This window comes from Mesorhizobium sp. B2-5-11, from assembly GCF_006440835.1.
Classification (GTDB): domain Bacteria; phylum Pseudomonadota; class Alphaproteobacteria; order Rhizobiales; family Rhizobiaceae; genus Mesorhizobium.
Map to the genome: position 1 here is coordinate 159,226 of NZ_VFUK01000010.1, position 24,081 is coordinate 183,306.

The 24,081-nt window shown below is 59.4% G+C and carries 23 protein-coding genes and 3 pseudogenes; 11 read left to right on the forward strand and 15 right to left on the reverse strand.

Features of this window, described 5'->3' with window-relative positions:
- Position 1: 1 nt before the first annotated feature.
- The 4 genes from nadC to FJ490_RS26350 all read right to left on the reverse strand — a co-directional run bounded on the left by nadC (position 2) and on the right by FJ490_RS26350 (position 4,422).
- A complete protein-coding gene (nadC, locus tag FJ490_RS26335; protein WP_064993298.1) occupies positions 2-880 on the reverse strand; it encodes a carboxylating nicotinate-nucleotide diphosphorylase in 879 nt (292 codons plus the stop codon).
- Positions 877-2,424: an L-aspartate oxidase gene (locus tag FJ490_RS26340; RefSeq protein ID WP_064993297.1), complete on the reverse strand. Its 1,548-nt coding sequence runs from the start codon at positions 2,422-2,424 to the stop codon at positions 877-879. The genes nadC and FJ490_RS26340 overlap by 4 nt, the downstream gene beginning before the upstream one ends.
- The gene (gene nadA, locus FJ490_RS26345; RefSeq protein WP_064993296.1) at positions 2,421-3,395 is read right to left on the reverse strand and encodes a quinolinate synthase NadA; all 975 of its coding nucleotides are present in this window, start codon (positions 3,393-3,395) and stop codon (positions 2,421-2,423) included. Before nadA ends, FJ490_RS26340 begins: the two co-directional genes overlap by 4 nt.
- A 64-nt stretch (positions 3,396-3,459) precedes the next feature.
- The gene (locus FJ490_RS26350) at positions 3,460-4,422 is read right to left on the reverse strand and encodes a hypothetical protein (protein WP_064993295.1); all 963 of its coding nucleotides are present in this window, start codon (positions 4,420-4,422) and stop codon (positions 3,460-3,462) included.
- Positions 4,423-4,595: 173 nt separating this feature from the next.
- Here FJ490_RS26350 and panB point away from each other — a divergent pair, with 173 nt between their 5' ends.
- From panB to FJ490_RS26370, 4 genes are all read left to right on the forward strand, one after another.
- Positions 4,596-5,432, forward strand: a complete 837-nt coding sequence (gene panB, locus FJ490_RS26355) for a 3-methyl-2-oxobutanoate hydroxymethyltransferase (RefSeq protein WP_064993294.1) — start codon at positions 4,596-4,598, stop codon at positions 5,430-5,432.
- The gene (panC, locus tag FJ490_RS26360) at positions 5,429-6,292 is read left to right on the forward strand and encodes a pantoate--beta-alanine ligase (protein WP_064993293.1); all 864 of its coding nucleotides are present in this window, start codon (positions 5,429-5,431) and stop codon (positions 6,290-6,292) included. The genes panB and panC overlap by 4 nt, the downstream gene beginning before the upstream one ends.
- Before the next feature lie 159 nt (positions 6,293-6,451).
- Complete coding sequence (locus FJ490_RS26365; RefSeq protein WP_064993292.1) at positions 6,452-7,177, forward strand: LuxR family transcriptional regulator; 726 nt, start codon at positions 6,452-6,454, stop codon at positions 7,175-7,177.
- 94 nt (positions 7,178-7,271) lie between these two features.
- A complete protein-coding gene (locus FJ490_RS26370; protein WP_064993291.1) occupies positions 7,272-7,907 on the forward strand; it encodes an acyl-homoserine-lactone synthase in 636 nt (211 codons plus the stop codon).
- A 557-nt stretch (positions 7,908-8,464) separates the two neighbouring features.
- Here the strand turns inward: FJ490_RS26370 and FJ490_RS33340 are convergent.
- The 6 genes and pseudogenes from FJ490_RS33340 to FJ490_RS26405 all read right to left on the reverse strand — a co-directional run bounded on the left by FJ490_RS33340 (position 8,465) and on the right by FJ490_RS26405 (position 14,168).
- A complete protein-coding gene (locus tag FJ490_RS33340; RefSeq protein WP_224655955.1) occupies positions 8,465-9,688 on the reverse strand; it encodes a hypothetical protein in 1,224 nt (407 codons plus the stop codon).
- Positions 9,689-10,345: 657 nt separating this feature from the next.
- Positions 10,346-11,155 (reverse strand): galactosyl transferase, encoded by an 810-nt coding sequence (locus FJ490_RS26385; RefSeq protein ID WP_064993289.1) that lies wholly within the window; start codon positions 11,153-11,155, stop codon positions 10,346-10,348.
- Positions 11,152-12,164, reverse strand: a pseudogene (locus FJ490_RS26390) (polysaccharide pyruvyl transferase family protein). Before FJ490_RS26390 ends, FJ490_RS26385 begins: the two are co-directional and overlap by 4 nt.
- A 32-nt stretch (positions 12,165-12,196) precedes the next feature.
- Complete coding sequence (locus tag FJ490_RS26395; RefSeq protein ID WP_224713362.1) at positions 12,197-12,619, reverse strand: hypothetical protein; 423 nt, start codon at positions 12,617-12,619, stop codon at positions 12,197-12,199.
- A 405-nt stretch (positions 12,620-13,024) separates the two neighbouring features.
- Positions 13,025-13,206: pseudogene (locus FJ490_RS26400) on the reverse strand (polysaccharide pyruvyl transferase family protein); the annotation flags it as partial.
- A pseudogene (locus FJ490_RS26405) lies at positions 13,203-14,168 on the reverse strand (glycosyltransferase family A protein). The pseudogenes FJ490_RS26400 and FJ490_RS26405, both read right to left, overlap by 4 nt.
- Positions 14,169-14,690: 522 nt before the next feature.
- Here FJ490_RS26405 and FJ490_RS26410 point away from each other — a divergent pair.
- On the forward strand, positions 14,691-14,945 hold the full coding sequence (locus FJ490_RS26410; RefSeq protein ID WP_064993353.1) for a helix-turn-helix transcriptional regulator: 255 nt from the start codon (positions 14,691-14,693) through the stop codon (positions 14,943-14,945).
- Positions 14,946-15,154: 209 nt separating this feature from the next.
- Here the strand turns inward: FJ490_RS26410 and FJ490_RS26415 are convergent, their stop codons facing one another.
- A complete protein-coding gene (locus FJ490_RS26415) occupies positions 15,155-15,544 on the reverse strand; it encodes a hypothetical protein (protein ID WP_064993287.1) in 390 nt (129 codons plus the stop codon).
- Positions 15,545-15,996: 452 nt separating this feature from the next.
- On the opposite strand from FJ490_RS26415, the gene queC reads away from it, so the two are divergent.
- The 3 genes from queC to queE are packed head-to-tail and all read left to right on the forward strand — an operon-like array spanning position 15,997 to position 17,782.
- The gene (queC, locus tag FJ490_RS26420; protein WP_064993286.1) at positions 15,997-16,695 is read left to right on the forward strand and encodes a 7-cyano-7-deazaguanine synthase QueC; all 699 of its coding nucleotides are present in this window, start codon (positions 15,997-15,999) and stop codon (positions 16,693-16,695) included.
- A complete protein-coding gene (gene queD / locus FJ490_RS26425; RefSeq protein WP_013533306.1) occupies positions 16,695-17,051 on the forward strand; it encodes a 6-carboxytetrahydropterin synthase QueD in 357 nt (118 codons plus the stop codon). Before queC ends, queD begins: the two co-directional genes overlap by 1 nt.
- Complete coding sequence (gene queE, locus FJ490_RS26430) at positions 17,048-17,782, forward strand: 7-carboxy-7-deazaguanine synthase QueE (protein WP_064993285.1); 735 nt, start codon at positions 17,048-17,050, stop codon at positions 17,780-17,782. Before queD ends, queE begins: the two co-directional genes overlap by 4 nt.
- A 440-nt stretch (positions 17,783-18,222) precedes the next feature.
- On the opposite strand, the gene FJ490_RS26435 is transcribed toward queE, so the two are convergent.
- On the reverse strand, positions 18,223-18,459 hold the full coding sequence (locus FJ490_RS26435) for a DUF2188 domain-containing protein (protein WP_086081356.1): 237 nt from the start codon (positions 18,457-18,459) through the stop codon (positions 18,223-18,225).
- A gap of 246 nt (positions 18,460-18,705) precedes the next feature.
- Here FJ490_RS26435 and FJ490_RS26440 point away from each other — a divergent pair, with 246 nt between their 5' ends.
- Entirely contained in the window at positions 18,706-19,239 is a 534-nt protein-coding gene (locus tag FJ490_RS26440; RefSeq protein WP_064993284.1) for a hypothetical protein, read from the forward strand.
- A gap of 523 nt (positions 19,240-19,762) precedes the next feature.
- Here the strand turns inward: FJ490_RS26440 and FJ490_RS26445 are convergent.
- The 3 genes from FJ490_RS26445 to FJ490_RS26455 are packed head-to-tail and all read right to left on the reverse strand — an operon-like array spanning position 19,763 to position 20,899.
- The gene (locus tag FJ490_RS26445; protein ID WP_086081355.1) at positions 19,763-20,308 is read right to left on the reverse strand and encodes a hypothetical protein; all 546 of its coding nucleotides are present in this window, start codon (positions 20,306-20,308) and stop codon (positions 19,763-19,765) included.
- 22 nt (positions 20,309-20,330) lie between these two features.
- The gene (locus FJ490_RS26450; protein ID WP_084015674.1) at positions 20,331-20,576 is read right to left on the reverse strand and encodes a DUF2188 domain-containing protein; all 246 of its coding nucleotides are present in this window, start codon (positions 20,574-20,576) and stop codon (positions 20,331-20,333) included.
- Between the two features lie 56 nt (positions 20,577-20,632).
- Entirely contained in the window at positions 20,633-20,899 is a 267-nt protein-coding gene (locus FJ490_RS26455) for a DUF3892 domain-containing protein (RefSeq protein ID WP_064993282.1), read from the reverse strand.
- A gap of 1,476 nt (positions 20,900-22,375) precedes the next feature.
- On the opposite strand from FJ490_RS26455, the gene FJ490_RS33345 reads away from it, so the two are divergent.
- Together FJ490_RS33345 and FJ490_RS26475 are read left to right on the forward strand one after the other, a co-directional pair.
- Positions 22,376-22,798 (forward strand): thermonuclease family protein, encoded by a 423-nt coding sequence (locus FJ490_RS33345; RefSeq protein WP_224655965.1) that lies wholly within the window; start codon positions 22,376-22,378, stop codon positions 22,796-22,798.
- A 329-nt stretch (positions 22,799-23,127) separates the two neighbouring features.
- Positions 23,128-24,081 (forward strand): RNA-directed DNA polymerase (locus FJ490_RS26475; RefSeq protein ID WP_140700728.1); only part of this gene is annotated, 954 nt, incomplete at its 3' end.

The following is a 24,081-nucleotide window of genomic DNA, read 5'->3' on the forward strand; positions in this document are numbered from 1 at the left end:
GTTAGTTCAAATGAGTGCTGATGTTCCCGCGAGTTGGCATGTCCAGGCCGATGTCGAGAATGGGCGCGCTGTGTGTCAGCCATCCGACCGAGATGAGATCAACACCCGTCGCAGCAATCGCCGGTGCCATTTTCGGTGTCACCCGGCCGGAAGCCTCCGTGACGGCGCGGCCCCCAACCATTGCCACGGCGCGGGCAAGGTCCTCAACCGACATGTTGTCGAGCAACACCGCGTCGACCCCCAGCGTGAGCGCTGTATCGAGCTGCTCGAGGGTCTCGACCTCGACCTCGATCTTCACCATGTGCCCCGCGGCAGCGCGCGCCCGCTCTATTGTCGTGCGAATGTCGCCGGCGATCGCGATGTGGTTGTCCTTGATCAGGAAGGCGTCGTCGAGCCCGAAGCGGTGATTGGCGCCGCCGCCGACGCGTACCGCATATTTCTCCAGCGCGCGCAGGCCGGGCGTCGTCTTTCGCGTGCACACGATCCTCGCCTTGTGGCCACGCACGGCTTCGACCATCGCTGCCGTGGCAGTGGCAATGCCGCTTAGATGACACAGAAAATTGAGCGCCGTGCGCTCGGCGGTGAGCAGGCCCCGCGCCGGTCCGCACAGCATGGCGATGATTTCGCCCCCCGCGACATCGCTGCCGTCAACTCTCCAGATTTGCATGTCGATCGCAGGTTCGACGAGCATGAAGGCGAAGGCGGCCAGATCGAGCCCGGCAACGATCCCCGTTTGTCGCGACTTCAGCACCAACGTGGCGGTGCGATCGCGCGGGATCACGGCCTCGCTGGTCAGATCGCCGCATCTGCCCAGGTCTTCGAGAAGAGCACCGCGCACGATCGGTTCGATCAGGGTTGAGGGAAGCGGTGAGAATTTCATGTCAGGGTACTCCGCATCGGCGCTCGCCAGCTGAGTGCGACGGCGGTCTGTATTGCGCTGCGCAGTGTCAGTCGTGACTGGCGCGCATCTGCATCGCGTCCGGCGAAATCGGAACGATAGTGCGAGCCGCGGCTCTCTTCGCGCCGCAGAGCCGCAATGGCGATCATCAGCGCGACCATGGCGGGGTCAGACGCCGCGCTGTCGTGAGCTGCAACCGGCAACAGGGTAGCCACCCCGTCGCGTAGCGTCTCGCCGTCGCGGACGATGCCGAGCGCGGCGGAGACGATTGGACGGATGCCGGAGGCGTCCGGCCGTTGAGGCACGAATGCCGAACACACGCGTGGTCGCCGGGTGTGTGATGCGTCGGCGACGCTTTCAGCAACCCAGCTCGCCGTCACCACTGCTTCGATAAGCGAGTTGCTGGCGAGCCGGTTCGCGCCGTGCAGACCCGTGCAAGCGACCTCGCCGCATGCCCACAGTCCCTCGATGGAGCTGCGGCCCGCAGCGTCTACTGCAACACCGCCCATGTGATAATGTGCGGCCGGGCGCACCGGGATCAGGTCGGTCGCCGGATCGATGCCGGCCTGGCGGCACAAATCGGCGATCGCCGGAAAGCGCTTGTCAAATCTGGGACCCAGACATTGCCTGGCGTCAAGAAACACACGGCGTCCGAGAGCGAGTTGGCGCCAAACCGCGCGCGCAACCACGTCGCGAGGCGCAAGCTCGCCCCCTGGGGTATCACCCAGGAAACGCTCTCCCTGCTCGTCGACGAGCACAGCACCCTCGCCACGCACCGCCTCGCTCACCAGCGGCATCGGCCGCCGCGGGCCCTCGAGGGCGGTCGGGTGGAATTGCACGAATTCCAGGTCGGCGAACTCCGCCCCGGCACAAGCGGCGAGCGCGAGCCCCTGTCCACATGAGCCAGGCGGGTTTGTCGTCTCGCTGAACAAGGCGCCGATGCCGCCGGTCGCCAGCACCGCGCGGCGCGTTGGCAAGGCGATTGCGCCCGTGCACCCGGCCGCGACCACGGCGATGATCGCCCCGTCTTCCACGACAAGCCGGCGGGCCTCGACGTTTTCCAGGACAGTGATGGAGGCTGTGCGCCGTGCTGCCGCGACCAGCGCGCGCACCAGTTCGCGACCGGTGGCATCGCCCGCCGCATGCACGATCCGCCGCTGCGAGTGCGCCGCCTCGAGCCCCAGCCGCAAGGCGCCATCAGCGCGTCGGTCGAATGCGACTCCAAACCGCTCTAGAGTCCTGATCGCTTCAGGTGCAGCTCGGACCACTCGCCGCACCGTTGCCTCGTCGCAGAGGCCGTCGCCGGCCGCCAGGGTGTCACAAAGATGAAGTTCGGGACTGTCTTCGCCGCCGACACTTGCAGCAAGACCGCCTTGGGCGAGCTCGCTGCAGGCTCCGGTTCCCAGCCCCGCATTAGATAGAAGCACAACCGGTTCCGGCGCCAGATGGAGCGCGGTCATCAGGCCTGCCAAACCAGAGCCGATGATCACCGGTGCCCCGCCAATGTCATGAACGTCGAGGCTCATATGGAAAGCATTCGCTCGACTGAGTGGCGCGCGCGCTCTGCAATCCCGGCGGCGATCCGAACCTCATGCCGGTTCTCTTCGAGCGCGGCGCGGATGTTGGCCAAGGTGATGCGCTTCATGTGCGGGCAGAGATTGCAAGGGCGGATGAACTCGATTTCGGGATGCGCGACCGCGACATTGTCGCTCATCGAACATTCGGTCAGCAGGACGACGCGCGCTGGTTTCTCCCGCTCGACATAATCCAACATGGCCGCAGTCGAGCCGGAGAATTCCGCTTGTGTGACAATCTCGGGCGGGCATTCTGGATGGGCGAGCACGATGACCCCAGGATGTGCATCGCGCAATTCCCGGATGTCGGTCGACGTGAAGCGCTCATGCACTTCGCAGTGGCCCTTCCAGGCGATGATCTCGACATCCGTGTCCGCCGCAACGTTTATCGCCAGGTATTGATCGGGCACCATGATCACGCGCGGCACGCCGAGAGATTCCACCACCGCGCGGGCATTGCCCGAGGTGCAGCAGATGTCCGACTCCGCTTTTACCGCTGCCGAAGTGTTGACGTAGGTGACAACCGGGACCCCCGGATAGCGCTGCCGTAGCTGCCGCACGTCCTCTGCCGTGATGGATTCGGCCAGCGAGCAACCGGCGCGGAGGTCCGGAATGAGGACCATCTTGTTAGGATTGAGCAGCTTGGCCGTCTCGGCCATGAAATGCACGCCGGCAACCACGATGACCTGCGCCTCGACCGTGGCCGCCTTGCGGGCCAGTGCGAGGCTGTCGCCGACGATGTCGGCCACGCAATGGAAGATCTCCGGCGTTTGGTAGTTGTGCGCAAGGATGACCGCGTTTCGATCGCGCTTCAGCGCAAGGATGGCTTCAAGGTCGTCGGTAAACGCCGGCCATTCGACTGGCGGAATCACCCGCCGGACGCGCTCGTACAGGGACGCAGCCGTAGGTAACGCCCCAGTCATCAGCGCCTCCGCTTATATTCGATCTGACAATAAGGGGAATATGTCTACCTTGACTATAAGTATGTCAAGCCCGCGCGAGCGGCAATTTTGTCCCGGCCCCAGCCCTGTCGTCGAGGACGGCATGCCGGAACCGATAGAGCTTTGCCGGTCGCCCGCCCGTCTCGAGGGAGGTCTCGCCAGTTTCCTCGACCAACTCTTGCTGCTCAACAAGCCTGCGGAAATTCGGCTTGTTGATGAGCCTCCCGGCGAGGGCCTCCACGGTCCGCTGCAGCTGAAGCAGCGTGAAGGACGGCCTCATGAGCTCGAAAACCACCGGCCGGTATTTGATCTTGGAGCGTAGCCGCGCAATGCCCGTCGCCAGGATTCGTCGATGGTCAGCGACCATTGCCTTGCCAGATGTCACCGCAGGCGTTGCGTCCCGCCCGCGGCCAGCCTCTTCGATCAGGGCAGATTCATAGAGCAACTCATAACGCTGTAGGGTGAGTTCCTCATTCCAATTGCGGTGGTCGAAACCGAAGGCAATCGCGGCGCGCTGCAGGCGTTCGCGTCGCGTGGTGGCGTCGCTGGCGCCCTCAGCCCACTCACTCAGGCGTGGTCGTAAGATATCGAGCACCACCGGCGTGCCGGAGCGATGATCTTCCCAGGGCAAATACTCGTACCAACTGCGCCACCCACAACTAGCGGAGCCCGCTGCCTGTTCCTTGCGAGTGAGTGCGAGATAGCTGATTGAGATGGCGCGTTCCTGGGGCTCGGCACCTATGCGGTCCCGATCGGCGAAGGTGTAGAGCTGCTCGATATAGCCGAGCGGGTGGCCGGTCTGTTGCTCGACCCAACCCCTCAGACCTGATTGCAGCGATCGATGCTCCAGCGCATAGGGGCCGGACGGAAGGGTATCCGCGTTCCCGATGGTGAGAAGACAGGGATCACTGTCAGTTACGGCGACGACAACGGCGATCAGGTCCACTTTTGCTTCGTCGGCCTTGACCGCGGCTCTGCCTTTTCTGGTTCCTTTTGCCTGATGGTTCATGTTCGCGAAGGTGAGTTGTTCCCGAATTCGGGGTTATCAATCGATTGAATTTAAGCGTTGCTGCACGAACGTCAACACCGCACAGCTGGACGATCTTTTTTGCACTTCGCACTCGCACAAAAATATGCCAAACGCGACACCCGCGGGGGGTAACGCTAGGGAAGGATGCATCGTTGAGTGCAACGGGTGAGACAAAGGCGATCACACCGCCGGATATCAGCGCGCGGAAAGGCCAGGCTCCACTCGTCTGCCTGACGGCATACACCACGCCGATAGCCAGATTGGTTGATCCACACTGCGACGTCGTTCTCGTTGGCGACAGCGTTGGCATGGTATTGCACGGCCTCTCATCGACGCTGGGCGTCACTCTCGACATGATGATCATGCACGGCCAGGCGGTGCGCCGCGGTCTGGTGCGATCATTGATGGTCGTTGACCTGCCATTCGGCTCCTATGAAGAGAGCCCCGTGCAGGCCTTCGGCAACGCTGCGCGCCTGATGGCGCAGACCGGTTGTGCGGCTGTGAAGCTCGAAGGCGGTGAGAAAATGGCCGAGACCATCCGCTTCCTCTGCGCCCGCGGCATCCCTGTCATGGCGCATGTCGGTTTAACGCCTCAGGCGGTCAATACGCTCGGTGGCTACCGCGTCCAGGGGCGGGGAGAAGATGCCGAGCGCATCAGGCGCGATGCCAATGCGGTTACGGAGGCCGGCGCATTCTCCGTGGTGCTGGAGAAGGTGCCCGAACCCCTCGCAAAACGCATCACTGCGGAGATCGCCGTCCCCACCATCGGCATCGGCGCCTCACTCGCCTGCGACGGCCAGATTCTGGTGAGCGACGATATGCTCGGGCTTTTCAGCTCCTTCCGGCCGAAATTCGTCAAGCGCTACGCCGAACTTGGCGAACAGGCCGATGCAGCGATTGCGGCTTATGCCGCTGACGTCAGGAGACGGTGCTTTCCGGCGGCGGAACATCTCTACACACACGAGGCGAGGGCCGGAGACGTCACATGAGCGTGCCGATCGTTCGAAGCACTGCCGAGCTCCGCGCTGTTACCGCGCGATGGCGTCGCTCAGGCGCCAAGGTCGCCCTTGTACCGACCATGGGGGCCTTGCATGAAGGTCATCTCAGTCTCGTGCGTGCTGCGCTTCAGAAGGCCGATCGGGTAGTCGTGACGCTGTTCGTCAACCCCAAGCAATTCAACAGTGCCACCGATCTTGATGCCTATCCTCGCACGGAAAACCAAGATGCTGCAAGGCTTGCGCCGCTCGGCGTGCATTTGCTCTATCTGCCGGATGCAGAAGAGATGTATCCGCCAGGCTTCGCCACGAGCATTTCGGTGTCCGGCATCAGCGAGGGCCTGTGCGGCAGCTTTCGGCCGGGCCATTTCGACGGCGTGGCGACAGTCGTTTCCAAGCTCTTCCTGCAGACCGGCGCTGACTTGGCCTGTTTTGGCGAAAAGGACTTTCAGCAGCTTCAGCTGGTCAGGCGCATGGTCGGCGACCTGGACATTCCAATCACCATCCTGGCCTGTCCGACAATCCGCGAAGCCGACGGTCTTGCACTGTCCTCGCGCAATCTTCGGCTCTCGCCAGCACAGCGCGCCATTGCCCCAAAGTTGGCAGCGGTCTTGCTGGGGGTGGCCGATCGGCTTGCGCGCGGCGCTCCTGTCCTTCCCACTCTTGCGGAAGCGCGCGCAGCAATCCTGGCTGCCGGCTATCGCGAAGTCGAGTACCTGGAACTTCGCCGCGAGGCAGATCTGCAACCGCTGACGAGCCTTGACCAACCGGCACGCTTGCTTGTCGCGGCATGGCTAGGCGACATACGGCTTATCGACAACATAGGAATGTCACCAATTGGTGCAACAAATTAGAGGCTCGCGGCGCTGCATCGCCGCACAACAGGCTCATTGACCAGGAGCAGAGCAATGCCCGCGATTAAGCCGACCAGCTCGCAAACGTCGAATGGATCGCCAATCATTTAGACGAAGGTCTGCGCCGAGCAACGGCACGGAGGTTTATGCAAAGCGCAGATGCATCGCGTGTTTGAAAATTTCCTCGAGCAACTCTCCGAAAGCGTCGATGCTGTCGATCTGTGTGAGACAATGGCGTCTGCCGCAGCCGCGTTAGACTTTCCGCTCTTTGCCTATTTCAGTTGCCCGTCAGCTTCCGGCCGGAAGCCGCGCTTGATTTCGAATTATCCCCCATCCTGGACATCGCGCTATATGCAATTGCGCTACCACAGGCATGATCCGGTGATCCTGCGCGGGCTTCAAGGCTGGGACACCTTTGATTGGGGTGTGGATTTAGCTCGGCAACATCTCCCGGCTTCACAGCAACGGATTCTGGAAGAAGCAGCTCGATTTGGCATTCGTTCCGGGTTGACCATGTCGATACATGACCATCGCGGCCGCTTTGCTGCGCTGACCTTGGCTTCCGACCAGCCCCGTCCGCCTCTCTTGCGGTCACTGACACGGTACGAGCAAGCATTGCAGCTGGTCGCGATCAGCTTTCATATATTTGCCCGGCGCAGGCTCGCCGAAGATTGCGTGGTCAATGGCGTAATCCTGACCCCGCGAGAATTCGAATGCTTGAAATGGGCGGCGGACGGCAAGTCGGCCTGGGATATCAGCCAGATTCTCAGCGTCTCGAAACGAACCGTGACCTTCCATCTGGAAAACGCCAAGGCAAAACTTGGCGTGCGAACCATCAACCAAGCCGTAGCACGGCTGGCTTCTTCCCGACATTCGAGATCCTGATTCCTTTCTGCGGATACCTGTAAAGGTCTACAGGCTGCATGATTGTCGGCTTTGCTCTTCGATGGCGGGACCACATCCTGCACGGAGGCGACAAATGATGCAGCTAATCACACCTGAGCTCTACGATGAGTTTTCAAGCGAGCTCAAAGAAATGTACGGACTGAGGCATCGCGTTTTCAAGGAAAGGCTGGATTGGGATGTTCAGACCGAAGAGGAACTGGAAACAGACGCATATGACGGGCTGAGGCCCGTCTATCTCCTTCTCAAAGGATCCGACTGGCGCATTCGCGGTTGCGTCCGTTTTTTGCCGACGACGGGACCGACAATGTTGCGCGACACGTTTCCGATGCTGCTTGGCGAGACCGCGGCGCCAGCGAGTGCCCGCATTTGGGAGAGCAGTCGTTTCGCACTCGATCTCCCTGCATCAACGCCCAAGGCTGGAGGGCTGGCCCAAGCAACCTACGAGCTATTCGCGGGCATGATCGAATTCGGCTTGTCGAACGAACTCACTCGGATCGTGACAGTGACCGATACGCGCATGGAACGGATCCTGCGTCTTGCAACTTGGCCGTTGGCGCGCATCGGGCATCCCAAGGCGGTGGGCAACACGGAGGCGGTCGCCGGCTTTCTCGAGGTTTCGCACGCTAGCCTCATGCGCATCCGCTGGAGGGGACGTTTGAACGGACCTGTATTATGGCAGCCGGTTCTCGGCCTGTCGGCATACGCTTAAGATCTTCCCACGCTTGAAGGCGTCATCGCGCTGCCGTTGGCCAAAGGCGTTTCAGAAGCTCACATGAGGCCTCTATCGACGGTCCGGGGGGTCCATATTGCGGCGAAGGCTGGCGGCTCCAGCAAGGGAGCGGTGCGCAACAGGAAGCTGACCTCAATCACCGCCCGCGCGCTTTCCAACGGAGCTACTAAAGGAATCAGCCTTACGGCTTTGATACCTACGTGAAGCGATGCAGCGCGCCACTGCGCGATGACGAGGAGGGGGCATCGCCGGCCGGGCCGGTCAAGCGGCCCGTGAAGGTGGAAAATCTTCTGCCCAGTCCGCGAGCGGACCGAGAAGGTCCCCCACCTTCCGCACCACGCCACTTGACAGTCCCGCCCGCCGCAGTGGGGCGGGCTCTCGCCATCCCCCCGGAAAGACCGGGGAGGCTTCGCTCGAAAGGGCTTTCCCGTCGGGAAACACACACTCAGGACACAGACCATGACCGAACTCGCAAACTTCATCCCCCTCAACGAGGACGGCACCTATCTCGATGGCGTCGTGCGCTGGCGTCTGTGCTAATCGAAACCACGTTCTTCCACAGGTGCAATCTTGCTTCTGTGAAATAAAATCACCTCGTACGAGCTTCCATATTCCGTCTTCACTCCATCCAAGCCGTATCTCTGCGCCAAGGGAGCCCATGCGCCTAGTTCATCGGGGAACACTTGATTACCCTGCTCGTCCATGACCGCTAATTTCAGGGGCTCTTTCGCCTCGACAACAAAGTACTTTCCAGAACTACCTGCATAGCCGCGTGCCGTGTTTACATCGTTTTCTGAGGTCATCCAAATTGCGTCGCCCGTGTGCCCGCTTTGCCCGCGACCGCCCCACACCCCATCCCTGTTAGCGTGGTTGAACTTTGTTCCCGCCGGAAGTTCTTCCATCTTCTTCCTCTCCCAACCAACTGAGGCTGCCTGATCTATGTGGTGAACGGTTTGTCCCTTGCCCTTAGCCGAAACCTGACTACTCGGTACGAGGACGATCACGGTCGCAGCAAGGATCATCCCCTTCCAGAAAGACGGGGGATGCACTCGATGAATCGGGATGGCCGCGGTGGCGGTCTCTTTCGGTGAGGATCTCATGTAAGGATTTCCTTGTGCTCGTTTGTGAATTGTCCGCCATCGCATCCATTTCGCGATCGTCAAGTCGAATGGAGTTGCCGTCAGGTCTGATGACCCGGCGGCGGTCTTCGCTGGCGGGTATGCCATGAGCGCGGCGAAGATCAGGCCGCCGGCCAGTTGTATCCAGTCAATGCTGGCGCCTGAAATAGCGATAGCAGGTTCCTGCGGCACCGGGCTGGCGGCCGGCCAAGCCAGTCCATCCGTAAAGCTCTGAGTAGCGGCAAGTTCCTTATGCAGATCAACCCGCTTGGGCCATTCGGGGTCATGCAGGCAGGCGAAATTCACGATCGAAGAGGCCTCGGGCATTCGGAAGGCAAGTGCATGTGACAGATGACGTATCCCGAGATAATTCACGCGTGCGACAATGTCCCGATCCAGCGTGCCCGAGACGCCTGCGGCATTGACGAGGCCGTCGATGCGTTCGGGGAACTGGGTAAGCGCTGCATCAATTTCTTCGGGAGAATCCTGATCGATGCGAAAGAACGCGTCCAGCATCACGACGGGATCCTCCAGATCGACTCCAATAAGACGCACGCCTTCGCACCGGGCGAGACGGGCGACTTCGGCGCCGACCCCGGAGCAGACACCGGTTACGACAACGGTTTTACCGGCAAGCTTCAACGGCTTCTCCATCTTTTCGCAAAGGACGGCGCTCTCGAATGTCTGATCAGGTCGCGGCGTCCTTGACCGCCGACGCCGATTGGTTGAACTCCTCGATGCCGCCTCAGACTCCCGGGCGTGCCGTTGCCCGACTCGGACGTTTCGTGCCTCAGCGATTGAAGCAGCGATACGGGCCGATGCACCGCAGGTGCTGTCGCTTATGTCGGTTCGGGTACGATCGACAAAACTGATTCTATGCATGGTGTTCATCCATACCGTAGATGCAAAGCGCCCGTCGGCTTGGACGGTTCAAGCGCAAAAGCCATGCCAACTGACAGAGCGCTTCGGCCTGGCTTGCTAAGGTATGGTTTGGCGCAGCCGGTGCCACCGAGAGACCTTCGGCCCTCGATCGCGAATGCGATACCCTCCTTTGCGGATGTCAGAAGCTGGAGAATAGAGTCCCCGCCTAATGGCCGCTCATGCTGAAGCGGTGGCCAAGATTCTCCTGAATTGCCCCTGACCGATAGTGAGTCGATTCCCTTACCTGGGCTGACAATGGGTTACGCAATTCAGGCCAGGCAACCAATCAGGCATGTCGAACTCGCGCGTTAAGGCCGTAGAGCGCAGCCGCAAACGCCAATATTGCTCAAGCCCTGCTACAACTTTGCAGCCGCCCGTCTATTCCGGTCGTCCGAAGAACTCTTTCCTGTGGCGAGCTGACAACAGACGCAACCCGGCGAGATTTCTCGCGACACGGAAGGGGCGCTTCAGAGCGCTTCTGCTTACGAAATACATCTGCATGAGGCTCGGAGTCTTATTGTGCGACCCCTGGTGTGCAACACGGTACACAGCGGCCCGGAACGGGAGGCAATTCAAGGGAGTTCCGCGCTTGGCCAGAGCTGGTGCTATACGGACGTGGCTGCCAAGCGTATCTTTGATCCATTCGATGGGGGCATCTTCGATTTTTGCCGGCAGCCCGTACAGATCCGAACGAATGATCAGCGATGTTCCGCAATAGTGACTGAACTGGTCACGACAGAGCAGAACATTGCCGCCATCGTCCCAGCGATACCCCTTGTCAATCCTCCAGCCGTTTTCGTTCGGATGCTTAGAAGCATACTGCACGATACGAGAGCTTACCAAATCGTCGTCGTCAACGATCATGAAGAAGCGGCTGCCAGCGGCATTGAGCATGCCGGCAAGAACACGGCGGCCTTTGTCGGCGCGGAATGAATCCAGAAAGTCGTTCTCAGTTGCATCGCCTCGCTCATGAATGTCGTTCGGTGGAAAGCTCACCCGGACCACCGAGAACTTATCGGGCATGACAGGAAGATCGGCCCCGTCATTGGCAACCACTATGCCTCGCCAATCGGGGTTGGTTTGATTGGCAATGGATGTGACGGTTTGGGCGAGGTTCCTCTTCAGGAGGCCCCAATCACGCGCGTTATCCTGATGCCTGACAGGAACAATGAACGTTACGGCAGTCATGACAGTCTCCAGTCTTTGACTGTGCCAACCGCCTGTTCTCTTGCCCATCTAATGCCGTCGTCATTCGACATTGCCTTGTAGGATAGATCGGTACCCCCTGAAAAAGCGTTCATGAACCGGCGAATTTTTCCGTAGTTGTTGTCCAGCACCGCGTGGGGGCGCCCTATGAGAATCGAACAGATGTGCACATGCAGGCGATCCGTAAGGATGGCCTTGCCACGGGAAATCTGCCGGATGCCGCGTCGAAAGCGGTTGTTGGCCGCGGCATTCAGTTTGCGCAACCGCACTTCTGAGGGGCTGAGGTGCAGCAACGCAGATGCCGCACCGAGCGCTTTTGCAACGCCCACCCTCGAGTGGCGCTCGGTGATCCAGTCCTCCCTTGGGATATGGGGATAGACAGAGAAATCGACCGCTCCGACCTGCTCCTTGTCCTGGCGAAGCATCGCGAGCACCGGGAAGCGGGGCGCATCAGGCTGCACACTGCCGATGCAAAAAGCCATGTCGGGGCAGAGATGCACCTGGCAATCGAACTTTTCCCGGGCGAACAGAAGGGATTCCTCGTCGCGCACCAGCAGCACGAAGTTCTTATGTCGGCCAATGGCGCGTCTGCTTTGCTCAAGCCGTTCCGGAGAGCTGTAATGGATCGATTGCGGAAACTGGACGATCTGCCGGTCGGGAAACAACTCCAGTATATGTTCCCGGAAGTCCTGGTGAGATACCCATAAGTCGCCGAAATTGCCGCCCCCATGGATAAATATGGGCCCACTCGGAGCCGTCCCCTTGAGTTCATCATGGGAAAAATCGTCCGTCGTGCAGACATAGGAAGGCCGCTTTGCGTAACGATCCTTCAAATAGGCAATCCCAGCCATATTGCCGAGTCGCCACAGTTCTTGATGTCGGGAAAATCCAGTATCGCTATCGGCTCATCGGGCCTGACGAACATCTTTAGGCAATCATGCGTTATGTCCTGCAGCGCAGCAATCAGTTCTAGTTCCTGAGCACCTGGCATCGTACCTCTCTTTTGAATTGACGAGCTGGAGATCACGCGTGGCTGACTTTGGACAGCACCTTGAAAGCGAGCTTTCTCACTTCGGTTTCCGGCCCATCCGGACGGCCCATAACGATCCAGAGAAAGAGACTGAAACCGCAATAGAGAGTTCCGCCGAGGCAGATGAGGACGGCGAGTTGGAGAACCAAGCCGGTCTGCGTGGTCTGAGCGCCAATGCAATGATCGGCGAGCGTTACACCTGCGGCCAGAACGGCCGAGCTGGCGAGCGCCCTGAAATTCGCCAACAACTGCGCCCTGACCGAGACATTGATGAGCCGCTCCACCACCACCATGTTGACGACAGCGCTGAACAGACCGGTGAGCACCCGGCTGAATATCAGCCCCGGAAGCCCCCAGCACCCCAAACCGATCGAAATCACCGGTATGCGGACAAGAAGCATCTGTGTATCACGCACGAACAGGGTCCGGGTCTGCCCCAGGCTGCAGCCCCATTCTGTCGGTGTCCTCTATGCCCAACTGCTCGGCACCGCGCCTGTCTCGCCATGGATGCGATCAAAGCTTCCTCGCGCTAGAACGGCGTGACTTGCGTGGGACCCGCCAACGCACCTCTCGCCAAGTCTCAGCACCACGGAGTTCCGGAATTTCCGGCCCGAGTCGCTGCTCGCGGACTTTGTCATCGCGTGTCTTCAATCGCGCGACCTCGTCTGGCCGCGAGCAGCACGCCACGCTGATTTTCGACATTTGCTGGAGCGTCCCGTTGCTTAAAGATAATCTTTGCGGATTCCGTTCAGCACCTCACCAAAGCGACTTTTCAAGCCGTCGAGCGAGCCATCGGGACTAAGCTGCGGTTCCCCGCGGCTGCTTCCCACAACCAGCTTGTGCACACCGCGCGGAAGCAGGCCCGAATTCAGGACCGTGCCGACGCCCACGAGCATTGTTTGTTGGTGCACCTCCCGGAATCCAGGCAACAGAAAGTCCCATAGCCAGAGATTGAGGTCGTCACCAAATTGCCGTGGCTCGATTCCCAATGATATGGAGTCATTTCGCCTCCGCAAACTTAGCTGTCCCGAGTTCCCTCAGTGTCAGCAGCAACTCAGGGTCACGCCACGCCCAACGCGCGAGCAGGCCGACGTTTGGCACTTTGCCGCGACGAAGAAGTCCGGCCTGGCTCCAAAGCGCCTGGCGACGCGCTCTGCCCTTGGAGGGTGGCGATTGACTCAACTTCCTCTGGCCGTCAGGCAAAGCAAGCTTCGAGCGCGTCGAGCGCTGCCCAGGTGTTGAATTGCTGCTGCAGGAAGCGGCGCGATGTGCGGTCGATGCGGTGAAAGATATTGACGCCCAAGCCGCGCACGACGCCCGGATCACCGCAGAGCAGGCTGCGCCGAGAGGCGAGGATTGTATCGCAGAAGAAAAGCACGTCCTCTGCGGCGCGCCGAAGAGTGGCGTCGAAACGGATTTTTTTGAAGATGGTACGGCCGATCACCATTCCAGAAAGATGGAGAAAGCTCCAGTCCTTCAGCATTGCGCTTGCAAGGTCAGGAACTTCGATGACAAGCGGCTGCTCCCCCAATCGAATCACCCGTCCGCCCCTGCAAGTTCGGATATTGCGAGGTGGTAATAGAACTCTTCGCTCGCTTGAATTGAGGCCCAGTAACAGTCCCCTCCGAAGCACAACATGCTCTCAAAAGCGTTGTGCAGATGATGTGGCAGCCAGGTGTCGTCTGAATCGAGGAAAGCGACGAGACGCGTCGAAGGCGAAACGTTCTCAAGCCCGGTGTTGCGAGCGCCACCAGGGCCGGCGTTGGCCTGCCTTATGACCGTGATGCGCGACCTCTGATCGGCGTCAAGCGCTTCCAGCTCGACCTCAGCCGGAAGAGGGGACTCATCGTCGATAACCAGAACCTCAAAGCCCGTATAAGTCTGCTCAAATACGCTCTGTAGCGAACGGCGAAGAATCCCCGCTTTTTTCTGATAAAAAGGGATGACGATTGTGAAAGAGGCCAATTCTCATCCATGCCTTCGGGAGGTCTGTGCGAGGCCCGAGTAACGCATTCGGCAATGGTTGGCCAAAGTGATTGTATGGATGATGATCATCCATGGCGTGGATAGGCCGTCTGCGGCGAGCGTGGCGTCATCTATGGCACCAATCAGCTCGGGTCTCGGGCGCACTCTCGTTTGCCCGTTCCCGTTGGCCCGGGGCGGCTGCTTCGACATGGCTAGCAGGCCAGCAGGAACACCGAATCCAGGGTTGAGCAAGCCGAACTACTGCCCCGGAACGTCGGCGGTGATCAGCCCCACTGGGTGGCGCGGGCATGGTCGGCGCAGTCGATCAGACCATGTTGCGGCGGTCAGTTTGTTACGACTTGATCGGACCCGGTTGAGCCACCATATACCGCCTCCGGCCGCTGGTCTTAGGTGCCTCATGCACCAGACCTCCAGGCTGAATTGAGTCAATTCATTTGACTGTCCGGGTCCAGAGGAACTCTCCCGAGGTGCCGGGCATCTTTGCTCTTCTTCGAGGTGTTTATGAAAGATTCACGCATTCCCGAGCCGGTGTTGACGGCCATGTCGGCGGGGACCCACATCACCCGTGCTTATCGTGAGCACCTTGGATATTCCGTCGAGGACCTGGCAGTGGCGTGCGGGCTTGCCGCTGAGGAAATCCTGAACATTGAGTCCGGTCTGAGATACAACAAGGGTTATAGGGACCGGATCGCAAAATCGCTGTCCCTACCCGCCGGAATTCTTGAGACGGAGGCGGACATATTGGACGCTGCCTGATCGGTGGAAGGCCGGTTTCCCGTTGGTTGCCGGGAAACAGGTCTCTCGTTTTCGCATTGTTGGAACCCAGCGTTTGCGCCACAGGTCCGTTTGCCCAGGATATCACCAACGCGAGCAGCAGGTGCCATACGCGCCCGGAGAGCCTAGCTCGGGCGCCGCTCGCGGCGCGTTCGGGGGGAATGCAGGATCACACATGCATTCCAGTCACGCTAACTGCCAAGCAGATGACCGGCATTTCGTAGGGCGGCGAGGAAGGGGCCGGCATGGACGGTGATATCGATCTTTGCCTGCGTTGAGAGGGGCATGCTTGTCCAGTTCTCCAAAGGCGCCATCAGATCTGAGAACGTGTCATTCACCATGCAATAGTGGGTAAGAAGGCCCTGCCTGTCCAACGCGACCACGCCAGTTTGTTCGCCTCGATACCGGATTGCCGCGATTCGCTGCACCTGCGGGTCATCGTCGACCCGCACGTCGAAAACCAATGTACCCTGGCTCCTCGCGGCTATCTCCGCGGCTCTTTCGCTGAAACTTGATGAGAGAGAGCGGACGCTTTCGACCGCCATCTGGAAAATCGCCCAATCCAGTTCCTGCGAGGCCATGTCGGCAATTGCGCGTAGTAGAGGGGTGATTGCAACGACGCATGCGGCTTGTTCACAGATGTCGGCTGACGACCGATCCTAACCGGGGTTCTGCCGCCCATCGTGCTGTCCGATTCGGACTGATGCTGAAGCGAGGGGGCACGCCCACTGAACTACCTCTCGGCACCACGCTCACTCCCTTGCTCTTGTTAGGCAGCGCGTGGCCTCCGCAGCCTCCGCTCTCCCACGAGTACGGGAATTCTTCCCAAGCCATATCGCGAGGCTTCGCATTTGTGATTCTAAGCGTATGCCCGGGTTTGAACATTGACCTAAGGAGGCTGCGCGGTGTCGCGACCCAGCCGCACCCTCGGCGAGTCAGCGCCACAGGGTTCACAAAGTTGACTGGCTGGGCTAGGGGGAGCGCAGAGAAATCTCCGGTCGCAGCCTTACCCGGTCAAAACAAGGATACCACGATGAAGACTCTCGTCATCTGCTCCGGCGGATTGGACTCCGTTTCCCTTGCCCACAAAGTGGCAGCGGAGCACGAACTTGTCGGGCTGCTGTCCTTCGACTACGGCCAGCGGCACAGCAAAGAACTGAAATTCGCCGCGATGTGCGCGCAGCGATTGGACATTGCGCATCAGATCATCGACATCCGCCAAATCGGCCGCGGCCTTTGCGGCTCCGCGCTCACCGATGGTGTCGACGTGCCGGACGGCCACTACGCCGAAGACACCATGAAGATCACGGTGGTGCCGAACCGAAACGCCATCATGCTGGCCATCGCCTTCGGACTCGCCGCCGCGCAGCAGCTCGAAGCAGTGGGGATGGCCGCTCACGGCGGAGACCATTTCATCTATCCAGACTGCCGTCCGGCCTTCATCGAGGCTTTCCAGACGATGCAGAACCGAGCGCTCGACGGAGACGCGCAGATCCGTCTTTATACGCCTTATGTGAACCTCACCAAGGCGGACATCGTCGGCGATGGAGCAAGGCACGGGACCCCATTTGCGCAGACCTGGTCCTGCTACAAGGGCGGCGAACGTCACTGCGGACGGTGCGGGACCTGCGTCGAGCGGCGCGAAGCGTTTCATCTGGCGCAGCACGCCGACCCGACCGACTATGAGGACACCGATTTCTGGCTTGAGGCGCTGCGGAGGCGGAGCGCCTGATGTTCCGCATTACCAAGGAATTCCACTTCTCGGCCTCGCATCAGCTCACCTCCTTGCCACCCGAGCACCAGTGCGCGCGACTGCACGGGCATAACTACATCGTCGTAGTGGAGCTCTCGGCCAAGGAGCTGAACTCGCACGGCTTTGTGCGCGACTATCACGATCTGGCGCCGCTCAAACACTATATCGACGAGAGCTTGGACCACCGGCACCTCAACGACGCGCTCGCGCATGAGCAGGTCACAGCGGAATACCTGGCCAGGCATTTCTATGAATGGTGCAAGGCACGGCTGCCGGAAACCGCCGCCGTGAGGGTGAGCGAAACCCCTAAAACCTGGGCGGAGTACCGGCCGTGACCGACACGCGGCCCGCAATCCGGGTCAGCGAGATATTCGGGCCGACGATCCAGGGCGAGGGCGTGCTCATCGGTTTGCCGACCGTCTTCATCAGAACCGGCGGGTGTGACTACCGCTGTTCCTGGTGCGACAGCCTCCATGCGGTTGACAACCAATTCCGCGATGAATGGAAGATGATGCCAGTGGACGCGGTGTGGCAAAACGTGGTTGCGCTTTCCGGCGCCCGGCCAGTTATGGTGTCCCTGTCGGGCGGCAACCCCGCCATTCAGCCCTTCGGCGGCCTGATCGAGCGGGGCCATGCTGAAGGTTACCGCTTCGCGCTGGAAACCCAAGCTTCGGTGGCCAAGGACTGGTTTGCCGAGCTTGACGTACTGGTCCTCAGCCCAAAGCCGCCGTCGAGCGAAATGAGGACCGATTGGGTTGCATTCGAGGCTTGCATCGAAGCGGCGCGGGAGAAGCCGCAAGTCGTGCTCAAGCTCGTCGTTTTCGACGAGAGTGACTACGCCTTCGCCAAAGACGCCGCCGCCCGATTTCCACGTCTCCCGGTCTATCTGCAACCCGGCAATCACACGCCACCGCGCCGTGGCGAGGAAGACGCAGCTGTCGACCTTGCCGGAATCATGAGGCGCATGGAGTGGCTGATCGAAAAGGTGACGCGAGACAGATGGTTCGAAGCCCGCGTATTGCCGCAGCTGCATGTTCTGCTCTGGGGTAACAAGAGGGCCGTCTAGGTCTCGCTCGCCGGTGTGGGAACTGCACCAATCTTATCCTCGGCCAGAATCTGGCGCCGTCAGCGCCGGACGGAACTAGAGCCCGTGCGCCTGTCGCGCCGCTGCTATGGCTTGGGTAAGCCCCCTCACGCCGACGTCAGCACCTTCTGGACCGCAGAAGGTGAACACCGGGCCTCTTTGGCTGCCTCACAGACCGTCCCTCGGCCTTCAGGGCCTTGATCAGGTCATGGTCTAGCGTCACCGGCCTGCCGGTCTTCCACGGCTCGCTTCAGCTATTTGACCGGGCCGCCTTGTGAGGCTGACGCGGCGCCAATCTTTACGGGCCTCTACGATGCGGCAGGCAACAAGGTCTACCGCTTAGTTGAGCGTCGGCCAGTTGGCTTTGTTTGGCGCACCCAGAGGTTGACCACTTTGTGCTACGCAAGCTCTGACGCCGCAACTTAACCTTTGGTTTTTCGTGGGTCTGCACCGTAGGTGCGTTCCTCGCGAATTGTTCCCTTTGCCTTGTGCAAAACCGCTTGGGCGAGGCCGCCAGCCTTATGAACAGCGCGACCTGCGGCCGTTGCGGCGGCCTCAGATGCTTTCTGGGTCTTGTGATCGGATACGGTGTTTCCGCCTTGCGTCACCTTCCAACCGCTCTTTGACGGCGACGAGTGAAATACAGTTCGTTTTGCCATTCGCATACTCCCATAGATGAACCGGCAAGCGCCGGAGTTTCGCGTGCGTAAACGTACGCACGCCAGAGCCGACTGCGGTGGAGTTATTTGTGGAAGACTAGTGTAAGAGGTTACTTCTTAGGTGGCTTGGGCGGTGGCGGCGGCGCAGGCTTGGGTGGCGGTGGCGGAGAAGGTCTGGGGGCCTCGTGCCTAACACCTTTGCGTTCTCCCGGCGGTTTCTCAGGTTGAAATTCGAAAGATGGAATCATGGCTTCCTCACTTAGTTCTCGCCTCGAAAAGGCAGACAACGATACGCTAAAGGAAATCTTGCGGGAAGCTGAGAGCCGACTTGATGCACAACTAACAATGGCTTTGGCAGCAGATTTGAGGGCGATGACGTTGCTCGGTTTCATGGTTGCGGTTGTCGCCGTAGTCGTCGCTGGCACGCTTGCTATCTATAAGTCCGAACACGTCGACATCTTCTTTGGTGCCGTTGGACTATTTGCGACGTTTGGGATGTCGGTTTCATCCTTTTACGCTTTTGAGGCGGCCAAGCCGATAGACTTTGATGCTGTGGGCAATTATCCCTCCGGCTGGGCATCTGATGCAGAAAGTGGGAAGCCGCTCCACATCGCCCTAGCTGAAGTCTGCGCCCATTACGATGAGATGCTGAAATCCAACAAGGCTGCCATGAAGAGCAGTAGCGAACACTTGCTGTGGTCCTCGCAAGTCGCACTAGGAACGATGTTTGTGTCCGCCTTTTTGGTGGCATGTCGTATCTTGCACCTGTTTCCCTACTGAAGGAGGGGAGGGCTGGGTACGATCTTGATGAACTAGATGCGACGAGAAGCGCGCAAGACCTAATCCGAAAGTTATGTTTGGAAAGGTAGGATCTGGCCCACGGTGTAGGGTGGTCGGATATCTAGGGCCGATGGTCCTAAGGACCGGTGGTGGCTGCAAAAAGCGTTGAGCAATTGCGGCTTTCCGGGACGCTTGCCAAGAATCCGGATACGTCAATCACTTCGAGCCGCCCGACGATCGGCCGATCGGTGAGCCATACGAATGGCTGTCGGCGCCAGGGCAAGCGGCCTGGAAAGAGATGGCGCCGACTTTGCTGCGGTATTGCCGCCGCGGGATTGTCGGTCTTACCGCGCTACTAGTTGGGAAAATGCGCAGCGGAGATCTGGGTGTTGCGGGCCTGAGAGCGCTCAACCAATGCCTGGGCTCACTTGGAGCCACGCCGGCGTCGTTCCCAAAGGTAGGTTGGGCGCCGCCTTCGGATGACCACGACGATTCTGCAGCCGAGTACTTTCGATAGGCGCGTTCAAGGGAGAATGTTCGGCGGCTCAACGTCAACGCAGCCATAGGCGCGGTCCGTCGCCAAGCCGCCTTCCTGCCTATATTCTGCCTTGAAGCAAAAGCGAAATGACTTCGGCTTCACGTCAGTTCTCCACCCACATCTAAAGGGTATGACCAGTTCATGCGGCACAGCGTTCATCCCGCATCCCTTCACACGGTGCGGGATTGCAAATTTCTTTGTTCGCCCGCCTTGTTTGACTGCCTCGATGATAGACCCAATCACACCGGTCAGGTCGTCATGATCGGTAAACACGATTACATCGTCCGGGTATTGAAACGACAACTCATGGACAAGCAACGCTCGTCTGTTGTGGTTCAGAATCTCGAATTTTAGGCTAGCCTGCCGTGAATACTCAACATACTCAGCCTGGTAGACGCCAAACGTAGGATTCACCTCACCAAGCACGGCGTCAGCTTGCCGTTTGGCTTGTGCGGCCGACAGCCATGCTAGCAGGGCGGAGATCAAAGAAACAGCGACCGCGACAGCGGCAATCCAATCAGAAGTCACCATGCCGAGGGCTTTCTCTATGCGGCTAACCGGGCGTTTTCTTAGGGTCGCGATCGCGGGGGAACGTTCTCTCCTCTTCATATCCGCCGCGCTTTTTCTCAATCCGGACAGAGCCGCCATCTTTCCCAATCGCGCTGGATAGAACGCCGCCAGCGGTGGCATCCGCTTTAGTTTCGAACCGCTTAGTAGCGCGGTCGGCACCATCTTTATGCAGTTTCCAGTCCTGTTTTTTCTTGTCAAACGACAGAGTGTATGTCGGCAGTTTGGTCATAGGATAATCTCCGAGAAGAAAGTGATGGCGGGCCGAAACCCGCCATCGTTAGAGCGTTACGGACACTCAGGAAGCGCCAGCAAATTATCGTTCCACTGGCCATCCGCGTGAGTGCGGACGTATTTCTCGTTGGGGCCATTGACCACAGCGACGTTGGCGCGCTTTCCGCCTACCGATGTGTAGAAAGTATGCGTGCCCGCTTCGATCCATTGGATCACTTGTGATCTCGACCATTTCCCGGTGGAGTTGCCGAGGTTTGTAATAGCCTCGTGCTTGTTCTCACGTGGGACTTTGTTGATGCAAGTTACCTGCACGTCTGCCATTGCAATTGCTCCTTTCGAGCGCTTTGCGGAGCAATTGGGAATGGCAGGGCTTGGGAGGATGTCTGACCATTACGTAGCTCCTGTGGCTTGTCAAAAACGCCTCAGGACGCTAGTTACCGACCTGCTATGGAGCGGACACGCGGTCTTGTTCGTCCACTCGGCACCACAAGACCGTGAGTACGCAACAGACAGAGGCAGACGGCGAATCACCGTCTGCCTCTTTTTTATGCAAAAATGGCATTCCAGTAAATGGCCAGTAACGTTTTGTTAACAATATAGTGACGCTGAGATAGTCAGCTTTGCTGTCGTATCGTCACTACCTCGTGGTCCGCCCAATCCTTTGAACGCGGCGCGCCATCATTTCCTTTTTACAGCAATCCGCAGATGTCAAAATACCCACCGCGCCCGGCGCGATCGACCGCCATGGAGTAAGCAATGGCTGCAAGTAGCGACGACCTGCTAATTAGCATTTCGACCGACCTCTCTACGCTGCAGGCGCGCATCAACGACATGGTCGGTATCGGTGCGAAGGGCCAGCAAGGAGCGGAACGGCGTCCTAGCGGACCAGGGGCGTGAGCTTGAGGCTCTGCGAACGAAATACAGCCCGCTGTTTGCCGCCCAGCAAACATACTTGGGAGTCTCAAAAACATTAAGATGGCGCAGGCGATCGGCGCAATTAGCGCGGATGAGTCCGCAGCTGCCATCGCGCGCGAGAAGGCTTCCTTTGCTGCGAACGTTGTTGCCATCAATACCGTGGCGAGCGCTCACCAAGCGCAATGCGCTCTCCCTTAACGCGTCCGCTGACAACTATCTCTTCTTGCATGCCGAGCTTGGCGTAGCGTTCGCCTTTAACGGTGGGACGGAACCATCGCTCCCGTGGATCGGCCCGTTCTCGGTCGCCAATGCCGTCGCAACCGGCGGCGTCAGCAGCATCGTGCAGGGGCGTTACGGTGCACAATACCAATCCGGCAATTCCGATCATCAAGCAACAGCCGTTCTTCTAGGCCTCCTTGGGCCATGCGCACATGATTTCGGTCCTCTCCCGCGTCCCACATCGGACTTGTATGCTGCACCGGCCGCCCAGTATTGTTGCGAAGGGGCGGGGCCACCGAAATGGAGCCTGAGGACGATCTGAAATCCCGTATCGAGGCTGCATTGGTTCGCGGCCACCTTAGCCAATGGCAGCGCCAGTTCCTCCTCGATATGCGTGACCGATTGGTGAAATACGGCCCGCGCACGCGGTTGAGCGCGAAGCAGTGGGCGAAGCTCTATGAGGCGATAGGACCCGCACATCCAGGCACCTACAAGCCCCCATCGCCGCGTTGGCGACCGCGCCGTTGGCGCAACCCACTCGTTCGGGAGGTTCGATACTTGGCAGGCAGGTTCGTCAGAACCTTTGGGATCGCTCTCGCATTGGTCGTCGGGTCCCTGATCTATTCGTTCGTTGTCAAGGGCGGCCAAATCACTTGGCCAAGCATGCCCTCCTTCGCGAGGTCAGACGCAGCAGGCTACAGGGTGCCACTTGCCAGAACCCAGTTCACCGTAACGGACGGAGATACCATTCGGCTCAACAGTTCCGCGAAGGGGACCCGGCTGGTTGGCTTCAACGCACCCGAAAGCATCGAGCCAAGGTGCGACTCTGAGGGAAACCTCGGGCGTCGAGCGAAGGCACGCCTCAAAGAGTTGGTTGCTGCGGCGAAGCTTGAGCTGAAGATGGTTCCATGTTCCTGCCCGGCAGGCACTGAGGGCACCGACAGGTGCAACTACGGGCGAAGTTGCGGCTCACTCTTTGCCGATGGCCAAGATGTGGGCGACATATTGGTGTCAGAGGGGCTGGCCGTCCCGTTCGCCTGCGGCTCTACAAGCTGTCCGCCAACGCCCCGCCCTTGGTGCGGATAGGATAAGACGCCTTCTCGCACAATGGTGTCCCAGCTCTGGCCCTTCCGCAGCATGTCCATGATCGCCTCGCTACGCTCGGCGTCTTCGGGACGGACCTTCATGTGACCCTCGGCCTTTGCCTTGGCGATCCCCTTGAGCCTGCCTGCGCGTCGGTCGTCATAGTACTTGCGGACAATGGCCGCGAGCATGTCGACCAGCATCCCGTTGATGGCGTCGAACATGGGTCCGGTGAAGGCGTCCTCGGTCTTCAGCATCATGTGCGAGGTCGGCAAGTCCAGCGCACCTTTGGAAACCCATCATTTGGCGTTGGCAATTTTTAGGAAACCCATGTGAATTACCCTGATCTTCCGTATCGTGGGCTCGGGGAGCGTATTTTTGGACAAGCTTCAAGTCATGCTATCGAAGGGCTACTTTCCAAAAGAGCTGCCGCCCCCTTTATAACCGAGGATTTCGGCGAGTATGCGCGGGAATTGTTGGCGATATGGGCCGCGAGCGGCCCGCTGAAGCCCAGCCATGCAAAGCATCAGAAATTTTGGGAGATAAGCGAGACTGAACCCGAACTCTACTCGACGCCAAAAGCGAAGAACGAGCGTCGACAACTGCACATTACAAACCCAGTGCCCCAGCTTCTGCTCGCTTCGGTTATGACAAGGAACTGGGCGACTATATCTCGCTGGCTGGACCGGCAGCGATTTAGCTTCTCCAGAACCATGATCTCATCCAAATCGTACAGGGCGATTGAGGAGCCCGACTTCAAGAGCAACGCGGTGCACAAACAACTCATTCGAGCTACCTACGATGTAGAGGTCAAATCAGACGTTCTTCGCTTCTATCCATCCATATACACCCACTCGGTGCTTTGGGCGGCCTATGGTAAGGAACGGGTCAAGAAAAACCGCAAGAAGTATAACGACAGCTTGGGTGATCGAATCGACGTACTTCTCCGTAAATGTAATCGAGGTCAGTCCGTGGGCATCCCGATAGGGCCCGATACATCCCGTATAGTCGCGGATATTCTCTCAGGCTACATCGACAGCAGACCGATGCTGAGGACCGGTCTTCAGCGCGGCGCAGCCGATCGCCTGCAGGATGATTGGGTAATAGGAACTGAAACTGTTGGTGATGCAGAACGACTGCTTTCTGCGTTACGGACGACCTACCTTGAGGTAGGTTTAGAAATTCACGGAGGAAAGACATCAGTTATCGGTAAGACCGTATGTCCGCTTCTGCCGGTGAGGTGGCTCACCCTACACTGCGCGTCCGAGGGTTGCTCGGGCGGTCCG